Origin of the sequence: Xinfangfangia pollutisoli (genome assembly GCF_020179405.1) — a bacterium.
Classification (GTDB): domain Bacteria; phylum Pseudomonadota; class Alphaproteobacteria; order Rhodobacterales; family Rhodobacteraceae; genus Pseudogemmobacter; species Pseudogemmobacter pollutisoli.
Genome location: NZ_JAICBZ010000085.1, coordinates 1 through 15,951, shown reverse-complemented (window position 1 = coordinate 15,951; position 15,951 = coordinate 1). Strand labels below are relative to the sequence as shown.

At 68.7% G+C, this 15,951-nt stretch carries 15 protein-coding genes; 10 read left to right on the top strand and 5 right to left on the bottom strand.

Features of this window, described 5'->3' with window-relative positions; translation table 11 throughout:
* The 3 genes from K1Y73_RS18275 to K1Y73_RS18265 form a co-directional block, all read right to left on the bottom strand.
* A partial coding sequence (locus K1Y73_RS18275; protein WP_225029747.1) for an NAD(P)/FAD-dependent oxidoreductase occupies nucleotides 1-449 on the bottom strand: 449 nt, incomplete at its 3' end.
* Complete coding sequence (locus K1Y73_RS18270; protein ID WP_225029746.1) at nucleotides 446-1,759, bottom strand: mechanosensitive ion channel family protein; 1,314 nt, start codon at nucleotides 1,757-1,759, stop codon at nucleotides 446-448. The genes K1Y73_RS18275 and K1Y73_RS18270, both read right to left, overlap by 4 nt.
* A gap of 117 nt (nucleotides 1,760-1,876) precedes the next feature.
* The gene (locus K1Y73_RS18265; RefSeq protein ID WP_225029745.1) at nucleotides 1,877-2,503 is read right to left on the bottom strand and encodes an enoyl-CoA hydratase/isomerase family protein; all 627 of its coding nucleotides are present in this window, start codon (nucleotides 2,501-2,503) and stop codon (nucleotides 1,877-1,879) included.
* A 133-nt stretch (nucleotides 2,504-2,636) separates the two neighbouring features.
* Between K1Y73_RS18265 and K1Y73_RS18260 the strand changes: the two genes are divergently transcribed.
* The 10 genes from K1Y73_RS18260 to K1Y73_RS18215 all read left to right on the top strand — a co-directional run bounded on the left by K1Y73_RS18260 (nucleotide 2,637) and on the right by K1Y73_RS18215 (nucleotide 15,053).
* Complete coding sequence (locus tag K1Y73_RS18260; RefSeq protein ID WP_225029744.1) at nucleotides 2,637-4,190, top strand: DUF2125 domain-containing protein; 1,554 nt, start codon at nucleotides 2,637-2,639, stop codon at nucleotides 4,188-4,190.
* 103 nt (nucleotides 4,191-4,293) lie between these two features.
* Nucleotides 4,294-5,871 (top strand): DUF2125 domain-containing protein, encoded by a 1,578-nt coding sequence (locus K1Y73_RS18255; protein WP_225029743.1) that lies wholly within the window; start codon nucleotides 4,294-4,296, stop codon nucleotides 5,869-5,871.
* Nucleotides 5,872-5,951: 80 nt separating this feature from the next.
* Nucleotides 5,952-7,310, top strand: a complete 1,359-nt coding sequence (locus tag K1Y73_RS18250; RefSeq protein ID WP_225029742.1) for a TldD/PmbA family protein — start codon at nucleotides 5,952-5,954, stop codon at nucleotides 7,308-7,310.
* Nucleotides 7,297-8,091 (top strand): 3'(2'),5'-bisphosphate nucleotidase CysQ, encoded by a 795-nt coding sequence (locus tag K1Y73_RS18245; RefSeq protein WP_225029741.1) that lies wholly within the window; start codon nucleotides 7,297-7,299, stop codon nucleotides 8,089-8,091. The genes K1Y73_RS18250 and K1Y73_RS18245 overlap by 14 nt, the downstream gene beginning before the upstream one ends.
* 67 nt (nucleotides 8,092-8,158) lie before the next feature.
* Nucleotides 8,159-9,052 (top strand): LysR family transcriptional regulator, encoded by an 894-nt coding sequence (locus K1Y73_RS18240; protein WP_225029740.1) that lies wholly within the window; start codon nucleotides 8,159-8,161, stop codon nucleotides 9,050-9,052.
* A 94-nt stretch (nucleotides 9,053-9,146) separates the two neighbouring features.
* Nucleotides 9,147-9,617 carry a formate dehydrogenase subunit gamma gene (locus K1Y73_RS18235; RefSeq protein WP_225029739.1) on the top strand — a complete coding sequence of 157 codons (471 nt, stop codon included), beginning with the start codon at nucleotides 9,147-9,149 and terminating at the stop codon, nucleotides 9,615-9,617.
* Entirely contained in the window at nucleotides 9,614-11,137 is a 1,524-nt protein-coding gene (locus tag K1Y73_RS18230; protein ID WP_225029738.1) for a formate dehydrogenase beta subunit, read from the top strand. Before K1Y73_RS18235 ends, K1Y73_RS18230 begins: the two co-directional genes overlap by 4 nt.
* Nucleotides 11,134-14,022 carry a formate dehydrogenase subunit alpha gene (gene fdhF, locus K1Y73_RS18225; protein WP_225029737.1) on the top strand — a complete coding sequence of 963 codons (2,889 nt, stop codon included), beginning with the start codon at nucleotides 11,134-11,136 and terminating at the stop codon, nucleotides 14,020-14,022. Before K1Y73_RS18230 ends, fdhF begins: the two co-directional genes overlap by 4 nt.
* A 7-nt stretch (nucleotides 14,023-14,029) precedes the next feature.
* Nucleotides 14,030-14,842: a formate dehydrogenase accessory sulfurtransferase FdhD gene (gene fdhD, locus K1Y73_RS18220; protein ID WP_225029736.1), complete on the top strand. Its 813-nt coding sequence runs from the start codon at nucleotides 14,030-14,032 to the stop codon at nucleotides 14,840-14,842.
* Complete coding sequence (locus K1Y73_RS18215) at nucleotides 14,832-15,053, top strand: formate dehydrogenase subunit delta (RefSeq protein WP_225029735.1); 222 nt, start codon at nucleotides 14,832-14,834, stop codon at nucleotides 15,051-15,053. The genes fdhD and K1Y73_RS18215 overlap by 11 nt, the downstream gene beginning before the upstream one ends.
* Here K1Y73_RS18215 and K1Y73_RS18210 read toward each other — a convergent pair.
* Together K1Y73_RS18210 and K1Y73_RS18205 are read right to left on the bottom strand one after the other, a co-directional pair.
* Entirely contained in the window at nucleotides 15,031-15,267 is a 237-nt protein-coding gene (locus tag K1Y73_RS18210) for a hypothetical protein (protein ID WP_225029734.1), read from the bottom strand. The genes K1Y73_RS18215 and K1Y73_RS18210 overlap by 23 nt on opposite strands.
* Nucleotides 15,268-15,398: 131 nt before the next feature.
* Nucleotides 15,399-15,951 (bottom strand): 4'-phosphopantetheinyl transferase family protein (locus K1Y73_RS18205; protein ID WP_225029733.1); only part of this gene is annotated, 553 nt, incomplete at its 5' end.

Genomic DNA, 15,951 nt, shown 5'->3' with positions numbered 1-15,951 from the left:
GCGCCTTCGGGCGTCTCGAAGCGGAACGCCGCCCCCTCCCAGCCGGTCCAGCGCCAGCGGCTGCGCAGATCCGCCCCCGCCGTCGCCAGCCGCGCCAGCCAGGCCCGCAGCAGCGGAGAGCCCTTCATCGCCACCGGAAACACCCGGCCGGACGAGCCGGTGAACACCTCTTGCCCCAGACCGCGGGCCCAGTCCTGCACCTCGGCCGGGCCGAACCCGGCCATCACCCGGTCCAGCCCGCCCGGCGGGTGATAGTGCGACAGGAAAGCCGGCAAGGCCTGATCCTTGGTCAGGTTCAGCCCCGACTTTCCCGCCATCAGGAACTTGCGCGCGGGCGAGGGCTTGGCCTCGCAGATCACCACCCGATGCCCGGCCGCGGCCAGCATCTCGGCCGCCATCAGCCCCGCGGGGCCGGCCCCGATCACCAAGGCGTCGGGGCGCTCGGTCATGCCGGGGCCGCGGTGCGGATATGGACCACGCGCTGCGGGAAGGGCATCTCGATCCCGGCCTCTTTCAGCGCGTTCCAGATCGCGAACAGCACAGGGCTGCCATAGCGGTTCTTGCCGTCATCAATCCCGTTCACCCAGTATTCCACCGCGAAATCGACACTGGATTCGCCGAAGGCGCGCAATTCGCAATCCGGCCCATCCGGGTCTGTCAGCACGAAGGGCAGGGCGCCGACGGCCTTTTCGATGATCTCGGGCACGCGGTTCAGATCGGTGTCATAGCTGACCGAGAATTCCGCCTCATAGCGGTTGGCGCTGCCCTGATCGGAATAGTTCACCACGCGCGAGGTGATGAAATGCTCGTTCGGAACCACGATCCACTTGCCGTCGAAGGTTTCCAGCACGCAGGCCCGCGCCGTCATCTTGACGATCGTGCCCTTCTCGCCGCCATCCAGTTCCACGTAATCGCCGACCGTGGTCTGGCCTTCCAGCAACAGGATGATTCCGCTGACGAAATTCGCGGCGATCTGCTGCAGGCCAAGCCCGATCCCCACGCCCAAAGCGCCGCCCAGCACCGCGACGGCGGTCAGGTCGATGCCCAGGATCGACATCAGCAGAAGGAAGGCCGCGCCGAAGATGAGGATCTCGGCCGCCTTGATCGCCAGTTCCCGGGTGGCGGGGCGCAGTTCCTGCTGGGCCTTGATGTAATCGGCCGATTGCCGGTTCGACCAGGCGCCCAGCCAGAACAGCAGTGCGCCGGAAATCGCCCCGCGGATCAGCGTCAGCAGCGAGAAGCGGATATTGCCCAGAACGACTTCGGCCGCGGCCAGACGCTCGGTCACCGCGGGCAAAAGGCCCAGCGCGTAAAGTGCTGCCACCGGCAGCAGGACATAGCGGCCAAGAAGCCGCAGGAAGGTGTCGGTCAGCACCTCGCCCACCAAAGCGCGGGCGGCCAGGAACAGGAAGACGCGCTTGCCGAAGGCGATGACTTCGCCCGCGCCAAAGGCGGCCCGGGTCAGGCTTTCGCCGACCGCCGTCAGCCCATAGGCCAGAAGCGGCAGCAAAAGCGGCAGCAGCCGCAGCGTGAAGCGGCGCAGGTCGGACAGCAGGCTGCGCGACTGGGCGCGCGGCGTGACCAGCCGCTCGATCCCCGGGCGCAGGCGGCGCGCGATCAGCCAGGCGGCCAGATAGGCGGCGGCCAGAAGCGCGAATTGCGACCAGGCCGCGGGCGAGACCAGCCAGCCCTCGGCGATCTCAAGCCCCTGGTTGAGCCAGCCCAGAATCCGGTCTGCCAGTTCGGATTGCCCCGCCATGTCACGCCCCTTGCCCGTTTCCCACCCGTCTCCTGTGCCAAGCCGAAGGGCGATGCACAAGCCGGTCGGGCGCCCCGACCGCGGGGCGGGCGGCGATTTTTCGTCGAAAAATCGCGTTCAGCCCAGCTGCGCGCGAATGGCCTTCACATGGGCGGGGTCCGCCGCCAGCGCATCGGCGGCCAAAGCGCGGGCCGCGTCCAGCACGTCGGGCGCGGGGGCCAGCCGGTCGACCAGGCCCCAGGCCAGGGCCTCGGCCGCTGCGATCCGGGTGCCGCCCATCAGGATCATCTTGGCCCGGGCCGGCCCGACCAAAGCCGCCAGACGCCCCGGATCGGAAGGCTGGGGCAGATAGCCAAGCCGCATGACCGGGTAGAAGAAACTGGCGCCCTCGGCCGCGATCCGCAGATCGCAGGCCAGCGCCATGCCAAAGGCGCCGCCGGCCAGAGTGCCGTTCAGCGCCGCGATCGACAGGCCCGGAAATGCCGCGATCGCCGCCGAGGCGCGTTCCCAGACCGGATCGGTCGCCAGCCCCGCCTTGGCGGCCTCCAGATCGGCCCCGGCCGAAAAGACCTTGCCGGTTCCGGTCAGCACCAGAACCTGCGCGCCCGCGGCCCAGGCGCCTTCCGCGGCCTCGGCCACCTGGGCCAGCATCGCGCCGGTCAGCGCATTGGCCTTGTCGGGCCGGTCCAGCCGGATCATCCGCAACCGCCCCGCTTCCCCCGCCGCATCCTCGACCCGGATCATCGCCTGCCCCCCGCCTTGCACCTTTGCCCACGCCTTGCGCCTTTGCCCGGGCATAGCGCGGAACCGGGCCCGGGGCAAAGCCTTGCCGCTGCGCCGCGGTTTCCCTTGACGCCGTGGCCCGTCGGGGCGAACCATGCGGGCCATTCTTCATCGACGAGGCTTCATCATGCATCCGCGCTTTGGCCTGGCATCTTCTGTACTTGCCCTTTGCCTGTCTGCCCCCGCCGCACTGGCGATCACCCCTGACGAGGTCTGGGCCAATTGGCAGGCGCTGGCCGCCGCCCAGGGCTCGACCATGACGGCCGCCGGCACGGCCAAGGTCGGCACCAGCCTGGAAGTGACCGGGCTGAGCGTGACCAGCGCGCCGCAGCCCGAAGTGACCGCCACCGTCACCTCGACCATCGACAAGATCACCTTCGCCGATCAGGGCGACGGCACGGTCAAGATCACCATGTCCGACAGCTATCCGGTCGAGGCCAAGTTCAGCGATGCGCCCGGGCAGCCGCCGGTCGAGCTGGGGCTGACCGTCCAGACCCCGGGCCTGGTGATGATCGCCTCGGGCAGCCCGGCCGAGCTGGTCTATGACTATACCGCCCCCACGCTGACCGCGACGCTGACCAGCCTGAAACTGCCCGATGGCAAGGTGGCCGATGCGAAGGCCGAGATCACCGCAACCGCGCTGGCTGGCCATTACGTCACCTCGACCCAGGCGGGCGGGGGCGCACGGCTGCAATCTTCGGCCACGCTGGCGGCCCTGGCGCTGACCGGCAGCGGCACCGATCCGTCGGGCTCGGGCGACAGCCTGGCCGTCAGCCTCAGCCTGGCCGATCTGAAGTCCCAATCCGACATGACCTTTGTCGATCCGGCCTTGATGCAGGATCTGGCCGCGGCGCTGAAGGCGGGCTTCGCCGTCACCTCGACCGCCTCGACCGGCGCGATCTCGCTGACGGTGGATGCGACCAGCCCGCAGGGCCCCGCGCATGTGGCGACCAGCTTCACCGGGGCGGGCTTTGATCTGGCGCTGGGGCCGCAATCGGTGGCCTATGGCTTCTCGCTTCTGGGCGCGGCTTTCGATGCGACCGTGCCCGAAGCGCCGATTCCGGTGAAATTCGGCTGGGGTGAGTTCGGGTTGCATTTCGGCCTGCCGATCGAGGCGGGGCCTGACCCCAAGGATGCAAGCGCCGTGGTGCGGCTGGTCGATGTGACCATGGACGAGACGCTGTGGTCGATGTTCGACCCGGGCCAGCAGCTGAAGCGCGATCCGGTGACGCTGATCCTGGATCTGGCCGGCAAACTGTCTTGGAATGTCGATATTCTGCAGCCGGGCGCGCTGGACAGCAGCCCCGAGCCCGCGAATTTCTACGCGCTGGATCTGAAGCAGGTCCTGGCCAAGGCGGTGGGGACGGAAATCACCGCGACCGGCGGGCTGACCTTCGACAATTCCGACAAGGTCACCTTCGGCGGCATTCCGGCGCCCAGCGGCAAGATCACCGTGACGGCCAAGGGGATCAATGCGCTGATCGACACGCTGGTCGCCATGGGTCTGGTGCCCGAGGATCAGGTGATGGGTGCGCGGATGATGCTGGCGATGTTCGCCAAGCCCGGCGCCGGCCCGGACGAACTGGTCTCGGAGCTGGAGTGCAAGGACAAGGCCTTCCTGGTGAATGGCCAGGCCCTGCCGTTCTGACCCCGACCCGATCTTCCCTGCCTGTTTCGGGGCCGCGCCATCCGGCCGGCCCCGTTTCCCTTTCGCCTCTCTCTGCCCGTGATCCTGTGACAAGGTGCCCCGCGTGACCCGTTCCCTGCGCAATCTTCTGTCCGGCGCGCTTCTTGGCGGCGGGGTGCTTTGCGCCTCGGCCGGCTGGGCCGAAGTCACGCCGGACCAGCTGTTCCAGGCCTGGGTGGATGCCGCACCCGCGCTGGGCGGGCAGCTGACCGCACGGGCGGTTGCGCGCGAAGACCGGCTGGTGCTGGACGACCTGACCCTCACCGCGCCCACCGGCGCAAGGCTGAAGCTGGGAACGGTGACGCTGCAACGGGGGGCGGCGGGGGGTGTCGACATCCTGCTGCCCGACCGCTTCGAGGTGACGCTGGACGCACGGCCGGATCGGCCGCAACCGGGGCCAAAGCGGCTGGTGTTTCTGGTGGCGGCGCCGGAATTTGTCGGCCATGTCCGCGGGATCGGGCCGGGGGATGCCGGCTATACGCTGACCGCACCCTCGCTTTCGGTCACGCTGGACCGCGTTCAGCCGGCGCCGCCCGCGCCGCAGCATGTCGGGCTGACGCTGGCCCTGGCCGATCTGGCGCTGGATTGGCAGCAAGCGCAGACCACCGCCGGCGCAGGCGCAACCGGGCGGCTGACGCTGGGCACGCTGCATGGCGATTTCAGCTATCTTCTGACCGATGGCCCCGATCCGGCCGGCGAGGGCCAGATGGCGCTGGATGTCTCGGATCTGGCCATCGGGCTGGAGGCTTTCCTGACCCCGGCCATGGCCGGGCCCCATCCGCCCGATCTGGGCCAGGACTTTGCCGCTTTCGTGGCCGAGGCCGGGGCGGGGCTGCTGATCGACCTGCGCGGCGATGCGGCGGCCCTGGCGCTGTCGGGCCAGATCACCCCAACGGGCAAGGTCGAGGTGACCTTCGCCGCCGATGGCGCCGAGGCGGGCGGGATGGTCCGCCTTGCCGAGGCGCGGATGGATCATGCCAGCTGGCTGGGCCCGGGCAGCCTGTCGATCGGGCTGCGCGATCCAGGCGTGCCGGGCTGGCAGTATGGGCTGGCTTGGCAGGACTATCGCAGCGGCTTTGGCGCCAGCTTTGCCGATCCGACCGCCGACAGTCCCTGGAACCTGCTGTTCCGTCTGTCGGGCCTGAGCCTGTCGCCGGAACTCTGGGCCGATCTTGACCCGCAGGGGGCGCTGCCGCGCGACCCGGCCTCGGTCGTGCTGGATCTGTCGGGGCTTTACGCGCTGGATCCGGTGGTGCTGACCCCGGGCTGGGCGCCGGCGCCGGGCGAAGCCCTGCCGATGCGCAGCCTGACATTCGAGTTGAACCAGTTCCTTCTGGACGCGCTGGGCGCCGATCTGGCCGCGACGGGCGGGATCAGCCTGGATTTCAGCGCGACGACCGGGCCGGGCGCGCTGCCCGGGGCCGCGCCCAAGACGACGGGGCGAATGGACATCCTGACCCGCGGCGCCGCGGGCCTGGTTGATCGGCTGGGCCGGACCGGCCTCGTTGGCGACAGCGAAATCAGCAGCCTGCGCTTTCTGCTGCTGATGCTGGGGCGGGCCGGCGCGCAGCCCGACACTTTGGAAACCACGCTGGAATTTCGCGGCGGCCATACGATCCTGAACGGCCAGCGGCTGGATTAGCCGCCCGCCGCGCCGCCAATCGCGCCTTGCGCCGGACCGGGCGGAAGACTACCTCTGCCCAGACCGCCGAAAGGATGACCATGCTGCAGACCGACGCCCCGCCCGCGCTGACCGATCTGGCCGATGCCCTGATGCAGGCGGCCCTGAAGGCCGGGGCCGAGGCGGCGGATGCGATGGCGGTGTCGGGCACGGCGCTGTCGATCGACATCCGCCAGGGCCGGCTGGAACAGGCGGAACGCGCCGAGGGCACTGATCTGGGCCTGCGGGTGCTGATCGGCGGGCGGCAGGCCTGCGTTTCGGCCTCGGACACGGCGCCCGCCACGCTGACCGCCCTGGCCGAACGCGCCGTCGCCATGGCCCGCGAGGCGCCCGAGGATCCGACCGCGGGGCTTGCCGATCCCGATCAGCTGGCGCGCGGCTGGGATCTGGCGGCGCTGCAGCTGGAAGACCCGACCGAAGACCCCGGCGCCGCAGCGCTTGAGGCCGAGGCGCGGGCGCTGGAAGCCGCGGCGCTGGCCGAGGCGGGCATCACCCAGGCCGAAGCCTCGGCCGTCTTCTCGCGCCGCGCCATCGCGATCTGCCAGTCGAACGGCTTTGCCGGGGCCTATGGGCGCACATCGCAATCCCGCTCGGTCACCGCCTTTTGCGGCTCGGGCACCGGAATGGAACGCGATTATGCCGGTGAGGGCCGGATCTTCGGCGCCGATCTTCCGAACGCGGCCGAGATCGGCCATCTGGCCGCCACGCGGGCGCTGGGCCGGCTGGGCGCGGTCAAGCCGCCGACCGGGCGCTTTCCGGTTCTGTTCGACGAACGGGTGGCGGGCTCGCTGATCGGGCATCTTCTGTCGGCGATCAATGGCAGCGCCATCGCCCGTGGCGCGTCCTGGGCGCGGGGGCTGATGGGGCAGGCGGTGCTGCCCGCGGGCCTGTCGCTGATCGAAGACCCGCTGCGGGTGCGCAGCCCGGCCTCGCGCCCCTTCGATGCCGAGGGCCTGCCCTGCCGCGCCAAGGCGCTGGTCGAGGATGGGGTGCTGCAAAGCTGGGTGCTGGATCTGGCCACGGCGCGCAAGCTGGGCCTGGCCTCGACCGGCAATGCCGCGCGCGGGCCGTCGGCGCCGCCCTCGCCCGGGTTGACCAATGTGGAACTGACCCCCGGCCAGGCCAGCCGCGCCGATCTGCTGGCGCAGATGGGCACCGGGCTTCTGGTCACCTCGATGATCGGCTCGACGATCAACCCGACCACCGGCGATTATTCCCGCGGCGCGGCCGGCTTCTGGGTGGAAGGCGGCAAGATCAGCCATCCTGTCAATGAATGCACCATCGCCGGCAATCTGCGCGACATGCTGCGGGCGATCATCCCCGCCAATGACGCCCGCCCGCATCTGTCGCTGCGCGTGCCCTCGCTGCTGATCGACGGGATGACCCTTGCCGGAGCGTGACCCCTCGGCCGAGGTCGAACTGGCGCTGCTGGTCGAGGCGGCCGAGGCGGCGGGCAAGATCGCGCTGGGCTTCTGGCGCCGCGATCCCAAGGCCTGGGACAAGGAAGATCACAGCCCGGTCTCCGAAGCCGATCTGGCGGTGGATGCGGCGCTGAAGGCACGGCTTCTGGCGGCGCGGCCGGGCTATGGCTGGCTGTCCGAGGAAAGCCCCGATACGCCCGAACGTCTGACCGCGGCCCGCGTCTTCGTGCTGGATCCGATCGACGGCACCCGTGCCTTCCTGGCCGGGGAAGAGGCCTTCGCGGTGTCGCTGGCGCTGGTTCAGGACGGGCGGGTGATCGCGGGTGTCGTGCATCTGCCGGCGATGGGGCGCAGCTATACCGCCACTGCGGGCGGCCCGGCCCGGCGCGATGGTGCGGTGCTGGCGGCCTCGGCCCGCAGCGATCTGGCTGGCGCCGATATCCTGGCCACGCGCGTGACCTTCGAGCCGCAGCACTGGCCCGGCGGCCTGCCGCAGGTCAAGCGCAGCTTCCGCGCCTCGCTGGCCTGGCGGCTGTGCCTGGTGGCCGAGGGGCGGTTTGACGCGATGGTCACCCTGCGCGGCGCGCGGGAATGGGACATCGCCGCCGGCGCGCTGATCGCCGAGCGGGCCGGCGCGGTTGTGACCGACCGCCAGGGCCGCCCGATCGCCTTCAGCGCCCCGCTGCCCGAAGCCGAGGGCACGGTCGCGGCCCCGCCGGCCCTGCATGCGGCCCTGATGGCGGCTCTGGGGCGGGGATAGCCCGCCCGCTTGACCGTGCCGCCCGCCATGCCTTGCCGCCCGGCGCGGGCCGGGGCATCCTGCCGCGATGATCGACAAGCTTGAAATGTTCATCGCCCTGGCGCGCGAGCGCCATTTCGGCCGCGCGGCCGAGGCCTGCGGCGTCACCCAGCCTTCGCTGTCCGGCGCGATCCGGCAGCTGGAAGAACAGCTGGGCGTGCAACTGGTCTATCGCGGCAGCCGGTTTCAGGGCCTGACGCCCGAAGGCGCGCGGGTTCTGGAACGCGCGCTTCGGATCGTGGCCGATGCCCGCGCGCTGAAGGACGAGATGCGGTCGACCCGCGCCGGCCTGTCGGGCCATCTGCGGCTGGGGGTGATCCCCACCGCCCTGCCGATGGTCGCCGATCTGACCGGGCCCTTCGCGGCGCGGCATCCGAATGTCTCGATCTCGATCCTGTCGCGCACCTCGTCGGAAATCCTGACGGGGATCGAAAGCCTCGATCTGGATGCGGGCATCACCTATCTGGACAATGAACCCCTGGGCCGGGTGGCGCGGGTGCCGCTTTACACCGAATTCTACCGCTTCCTCTGTGCCCCCGGCGCGCCTTTGTCGGGGCGGCACAGCGTGACCTGGGCCGAGGTGGCAGCGCAACCCCTGTGCCTGCTGACCGGCGACATGCAGAACCGGCGGATCGTCAACCAGCATCTGGCCGAGGCCGGCACCAGCGTGGCGCCGCGGATCGAATCGAATTCCACCATCGCGCTGGTCGGCCATGTGCTGACCGGGCAATGGGCCAGCGTGGCGCCGATGCGCTTGGCGCAGATCTTCGCGGGGGAAAACCGGCTGGACGCGGTGCCGATCGTCGACCCCGAGGCCGAACACCAGATCGGGCTGATCGCCCCCCGGCGCGAGCCGCAGACCCCGGTTCTGACCGCGCTTCTGGACGAGGCGCAGCGCTACGGGGCGCGGCAGGGCCTTTAGCTTGATAGGATTTGCCTATTGCAAAACGGCAAATCGCTCTTGATCGACCTATCAAACCGGGTATCACGGGGCAAAGCCAGCCAAGGACGCCCGCATGCTCGACACTGCCGATCTTGCCCCGAGGATCGAGGAAATCCTCAAGGCCCATGAAGGCCAGGAAGGGTCGCTTCTGCCGATCCTGCATGATGTGCAGGCGGCGTTCGGCCATGTTCCGGCCGAGGCGCTGCCGGTGATCGCCCAGGCCTTGAACATCAGCCGGGCCGAGGCGCATGGGGTGATGTCCTTCTATCACGATTTCCGCGAAAAGCCGGCGGGGCGCACGGTGCTGAAACTGTGCCGGGCCGAGGCCTGCCAGGCGGTGGGCGGCGATGCCTTGGCCGAACGGGCCAAGGCGCGGCTGGGGCTGGACTGGCACGAGACCAGCGCCGATGGCGCGGTGACGCTGGAGCCGGTCTTCTGCCTGGGCCTGTGTTCCTGCGGCCCGGCGGCGCTGGTGGGCGACCGGCTGGTGGGGCGGCTGGATGCGGCCAAGCTGGACGGCATTCTGGCCGAGGTGGCGAAATGAAGATCTATGTCCCCTTGGACAGCGCCGCCGTGGCGCTGGGCGCCGATGCGGTTGCGGCAGAGGTGCTGGCCGAAGCCGCCCGGCGCGGCGTGACGGTGCATCTGGTGCGCAATGGCAGCCGCGGCATGCATTGGCTGGAACCGCTGGTCGAAGTGGAACGACATGGCAAGCGCGAAGGCTTTGGTCCGCTGACCCCCGAAGACGTGCCGGCGCTGTTCGACGCGGCCGATCACCCCAAGGCGCTGGGCGTCGTGGACGAGCTGCAATGGATGCGCGCCCAGTCGCGGCTGACCTTTGCCCGCGTGGGCGTGGTCGATCCGCTGAGCCTGGAGGATTACCGCGCCCATGGCGGCCTGCGCGGGCTGGAACGGGCCTTTGGTCTGACGGCTGAGCAGATCATCGACGAGGTGAAGCTGTCGGGCCTGCGCGGCCGCGGCGGGGCGGGCTTCCCCACGGGCATCAAATGGGACACGGTGCGCCTGGCCCAGGCGCCGCAGAAATACATCGTCTGCAATGCCGATGAAGGCGACAGCGGCACCTTTGCCGACCGCATGCTGATGGAGGGCGACCCCTTCACCCTGATCGAGGGAATGATCATCGCGGGCCTTGGCACCGGGGCCGCGCATGGCTTTGTGTACATCCGTTCGGAATACCCCGTCGCGATCCGGATCATGCGCCAGGCGGTGGCGATTGCTCGCAAGGCGGGGGTGCTGGGACGCTCGGTCCTGGGCTCGGGCCGGGAATTCGACATCGAGATCCGCGAGGGCGCGGGCGCCTATGTCTGCGGCGAGGAGACCTCGCTGCTGAACAGCCTGGAAGGCAAGCGCGGCGTGGTGCGCGCCAAGCCGCCCTTGCCGGCGCTGAAGGGCTTCATGGGCCGCCCGACCGTGGTGAACAACGTGATTTCGCTGGCGACCGTGCCGGTGATCTTCGACCGTGGCGCCGAGTATTATAAGGGCTATGGCCTGGGCAAATCGCGCGGCACGATCCCGTTGCAGATCGCCGGGAACGTCCGCCATGGCGGCCTGTATGAAATCGCCTTCGGCCTGACCCTGGGCGAAATCGTTCTTGGCATCGGCGGTGGCACGGCCTCGGGCCGGCCGGTCAAGGCGGTGCAGGTGGGCGGTCCCTTGGGCGCCTATCACCCGGTTTCGGATTTCGACCTTCCGTTCGGATACGAGGAATTCGCCGGCAATGACGGGCTGATCGGCCATGCCGGTCTGACCGTTTTCGACGATACCGCCGACATGCTGGCGCAAGCCCGCTTCGCGATGGAATTCTGCGCGGTTGAAAGCTGCGGCAAATGCACGCCCTGCCGGATCGGCGCGGTGCGCGGGGTGGAAACCATCGACCGCATCGCCGCCGGCGACACATCGGCGATCCCGCTGCTGCAAGACCTGTGCGCGACGATGAAATCCGGCTCGCTTTGCGCGCTGGGGGGCTTCACGCCGTATCCCGTCATGTCCTCGCTGACCCATTTCCCGCAAGACTTCGCCCGCGCGAAGGAGGCCGCAGAATGAAAGACTTCAAGGACTTCATCATCCCCGACCGCGATTTCGGCACGCCTGCCGCGAAATCCAAACATATGGTCACATTGACCATCGACGGATTCGACGTGACCGTGCCGGAAGGCACCTCGATCATGCGCGCGGCGGCCGAAATCGGCATTTCGGTGCCGAAGCTGTGCGCGACCGACAGCCTGGATGCCTTCGGGTCCTGCCGGCTGTGCCTGGTCGAGATCGAAGGGCGCAACGGCACGCCCGCCTCTTGCACCACGCCCGTGGCGGCCGGCATCAAGGTGCATACCCAGACCGGCAAGCTGAAGCAGCTGCGCCGCGGCGTGATGGAGCTGTATATCAGCGACCACCCGCTGGATTGCCTGACCTGTGCGGCCAATGGCGATTGCGAATTGCAGGACATGGCCGGCGCCGTGGGCCTGCGCGATGTGCGCTATGAGGCGGTCGAGACGCATTTCAAGGCCAAGAACACCAGCGGCGAGGCCAATCCGCAATGGCAGGCCAAGGACGAGTCGAACCCCTATTTCACCTATGATCCGGCGAAATGCATCGTCTGCTCGCGCTGCGTGCGCGCCTGCGAGGAAGTGCAGGGCACTTTCGCGCTGACGATCGAAGGCCGCGGCTTCGACAGCCGGGTGTCCTTCGGGGCCAAGACCGATACGGCGATCACCTCGGATTGCGTCAGCTGCGGCGCCTGCGTGCAGGCCTGCCCGACCGCGACGCTGCAGGAAAAATCGGTGATCGAGATCGGCACGCCGGAACGGTCGATCATCACCACCTGCGCCTATTGCGGCGTCGGCTGCAGCTTCAAGGCGGAAATGCGCGGCGACGAGTTGGTGCGGATGGTGCCCTGGAAACAGGGCAAGGCCAATCGCGGCCATAGCTGCGTCAAGGGCCGCTTCGCCTATGGCTATGCCAGCCACAAGGACCGGATCCTGAACCCGATGATCCGCGACAAGATCACCGATCCCTGGCGCGAAGTCAGCTGGGCCGAGGCGATGGCGTTTGCCGCGACCCGGATGAAGGGCATCATCGCCCAGCACGGGCGGCAATCGGTCGGCGTGATCACCTCGTCGCGCTGCACCAATGAGGAAACCTATCTGGTCCAGAAACTGACCCGCGCCGTGTTTATGAACAACAATACGGATACCTGCGCGCGGGTCTGCCATTCGCCCACTGGCTATGGTCTGGGCCAGACCTATGGCACCAGCGCCGGCACCCAGGATTTCGATTCGGTCGAACATCTGGACGTGGCGCTGATCATCGGCGCCAACCCGACCGACGGGCATCCGGTCTTCGCCTCGCGCTTGAAGAAGCGGCTGCGGCAGGGCGCGAAGCTGATCGTCATCGACCCGCGCCGGATCGACATGGTCGACAGCCCGCATATCCGCGCCGCGCATCATCTGGCGCTGAAGCCGGGCACCAATGTGGCCGTGGTCACCGCGCTGGCGCATGTGATCGTGACCGAAGGTCTGGTCAATGAAACATTCGTTCGGGAACGCTGCGACTGGGACGAATTCCAGGATTACGCCGAATTCGTCTCTGATCCGCGCCATGCGCCCGAGGCGATCGAGGCGCTGACCGGGGTGCCCGCGGAGGAACTGCGCAAGGCCGCACGGCTGTATGCCACCGGCGGCAATGCGGCGATCTATTACGGGCTGGGCGTGACGGAACACAGCCAGGGCTCGACCACGGTGATCGGCATCGCGAACCTTGCCATGCTGACCGGCAATATCGGCCGGCCCGGCGTGGGGGTGAACCCGCTGCGCGGCCAGAACAATGTGCAGGGCAGCTGCGACATGGGGTCTTTCCCGCATGAGCTGCCGGGCTATCGCCATGTGAAGACCGATGCGGCGCGCGACGTGTTCGAAAGCCTTTGGGGCGTGAAGATCGACCCGGAACCCGGCCTGCGCATTCCGAACATGCTGGATGCGGCGGTCGAGGGCACGTTCAAGGGCCTGTATTGCCAGGGCGAGGACATCCTGCAATCCGATCCCGACACGCATCACGTCTCGGCCGGGCTGGCGGCGATGGATTGCGTCATCGTCCATGACCTGTTCCTGAACGAGACGGCGAATTACGCGCATGTGTTCTTCCCCGGCTCGTCCTTCCTGGAAAAGGACGGCACCTTCACCAATGCCGAACGCCGCATCAACCGCGTGCGCAAGGTGATGGCGCCGAAGAACGGCTATGGCGACTGGGAAGTGACGCAGATGTTCGCCAATGCGATGGGCGCGGATTGGGCCTATAGCCATCCCAGCCAGATCATGGCGGAAATCGCCCTGACCACCCCGTCTTTCGCGGGCGTCAGCTATGACAAGCTGGACGAGTTGGGCTCGGTCCAATGGCCCTGCAACGAGAAGGCGCCGGAAGGCACGCCCTTGATGCATATCGACGGCTTCGTGCGCGGCAGGGGCAAGTTCATCCGCACCGAATATGTCGCGACCGATGAAAAGACCGGCCCGCGCTTCCCGCTGTTGCTGACCACGGGGCGGATCCTCAGCCAGTACAATGTGGGCGCCCAGACCCGGCGCACCGCCAATGTGGTCTGGCACGATCAGGACGTGCTGGAGATTCACCCGCATGACGCCGAAAACCGCGGCCTGCGCGAAGGCGATTGGGTGCGGCTGGCAAGCCGGGCGGGGGAAACCACGCTGCGCGCGCAGATCACCGATCGCGTCTCGCCCGGGGTGGTCTATACGACCTTCCACCACCCCGACACTCAGGCCAATGTGATTACGACCGATTATTCGGATTGGGCCACGAACTGCCCGGAATACAAGGTCACGGCGGTGCAGGTCAGCCCCTCGAACGGGCCCAGCCAATGGCAAGAGGACTATTCCGAGATGGCGGCGCAGTCGCGGCGGATCCTGCCGGCGGCGGAATAGGCGCGGCATGAAGGGCGCGCGCACACTGCCGCGGCTGGCTTTCGGCACGGCCGTCACCCCGGGCGAGCGGGTCTTGCCCGAGGAATCGGCCGTTGCGCTGTCCTTCAACGGCTCGACCCAGGCGGTGATGATGGCGACGCCGTCGGATCTGGAGGATTTCGCCTATGGCTTTGCGCTGACCGAAGGCATCGCCACGCCCGAGGAGATCGACACGGTCGAGGTCGTGCCCGGGCCGCAGGGGATTGACGTGCAGGTCTGGCTGCGGCAGGCCGCCGAGGCGCGGCTGGCGGCGCGGCGCCGGACCATGGCGGGACCGGTGGGCTGCGGGCTGTGCGGGATCGATTCCATCGGCCAGGCGCTGCGCGAACCCGCGGCGCTGGCGCCCTCGGCCTTTCGTCTGACGCCTGGGCAGGTCATGGCGGGGGTGGCGGCGCTGCCGGCGGCGCAGCCCCTGCATGATGCGACCCGCGCCGCCCATTGCGCGGGTTTCTGGGATGGCAGCCGCCTGATCGCCGCGCGGGAAGATGTGGGCCGGCACAATGCGCTGGACAAGCTGGCCGGTCATCTGATCCGCCTGGGCCGGCCCGAAGGCCCGCCCGAGGGCGCGGTCGTGCTGACCAGCCGCGTTTCCATCGACATGGTGCAGAAGGTTGCCGCCCTGGGCGCGCCGCTGCTGATTGCCGTCTCAGCCCCGACCGCCGATTCCGTGGCGCTGGCCGACCGTGTCGGCATCACCCTGATCGCGCTTGCCCGGCCCGACCGGTTCGAGCTGTTCACCCATTCCGACCGTATCCTGACCGAGGTCCGTCATGTCCGCTGACAAGATCACCCGTATGGCGAACCAGATTTCGCTGTTCATGGAATCGAAGCCCCATGCCGAGGGGGTGGCCGGCCTGGCCGCGCATATCAACGATTTCTGGGAGCCGCGGATGCGGCGCGAATTGTTCGACCTGCTGGATCAGGGCGGTGCGGGGCTGCGGCCCCTGGTTGTCGAGGCCGCAGCGCAGATCAGGCGGCCGGCGCCGGTGTGATCTCGTCCTGGCGGACATGGTTCCAGCGCTGCGGATCCTGATCGCGGGCGATCTTCAGATAGGTGAAGATGCCGGTGAACAGGCCCGCGGCGGCCAGCACGATGGCCATGACCATCTGGCCGCTGTCCTGCACCCCGGCGGAAAGCGCAAGATAGCCGAAGGCCCAGAAGCCCGACCAGCTGATCACGCAAAGCGTGGCGATGAATTTGTTCATATCTGATCCTCCGTTGCCGCGGGCCTTGCGGACGCAGCACTCCTCCGGGGGTCATGCTAGCGCAATTTCCGTCCCTGTCGCGACAAATCGTCGCTGCGACAGCAGTGCCGCATCGCGGCATTGGCCGGGTCTCAAAGCGCGGCGGCGGTCAGGATATGGCCTTCCAGCTGCGCCCATCCGCCCTGGATCGCATCGCCCGGGCGGAAGGGATAGGCCGAGAAGCGGAAGCGGGCGGTGAAGGCCGCGCCCGAGACGCGGACCGTCAGGGTCTCGAAACCGAAGAGTTGGCGGGAAAAGGCAAATTGCGCCTTGTAGGCGGCTTCCTTGGCGGAAAAGACCAGCAGCGCGGCCAGGCCCGGATCGGCGGCCTGCTCGACCACGCGCCGCTCTTCGGGCAGCAGAACCGTGTCCCAGATCTCTGCCGGAAGCGGGCGCAGCGGTTCCAGATCCAACCCGATCCCACCTGTGCCGCGGCGCAGCGCCGCCAGACAGGCGCTGCGGCTATGGGTGATCGTGCCATGCACGCCCTCGGGCCAAAGCGGCGCCCGGTCGGGGCCTGCGGGAATCGGCGCGGGCTTCAGCCCAAGCGCCTGCAGCGCCGCCCGTGCGGCCGCGCGGCCGGCCGAAAACTCGGCCAGACGGGCGGGCACGGCGCCGGCCGGCGCCTCGCCGGGCCAAAGCGGA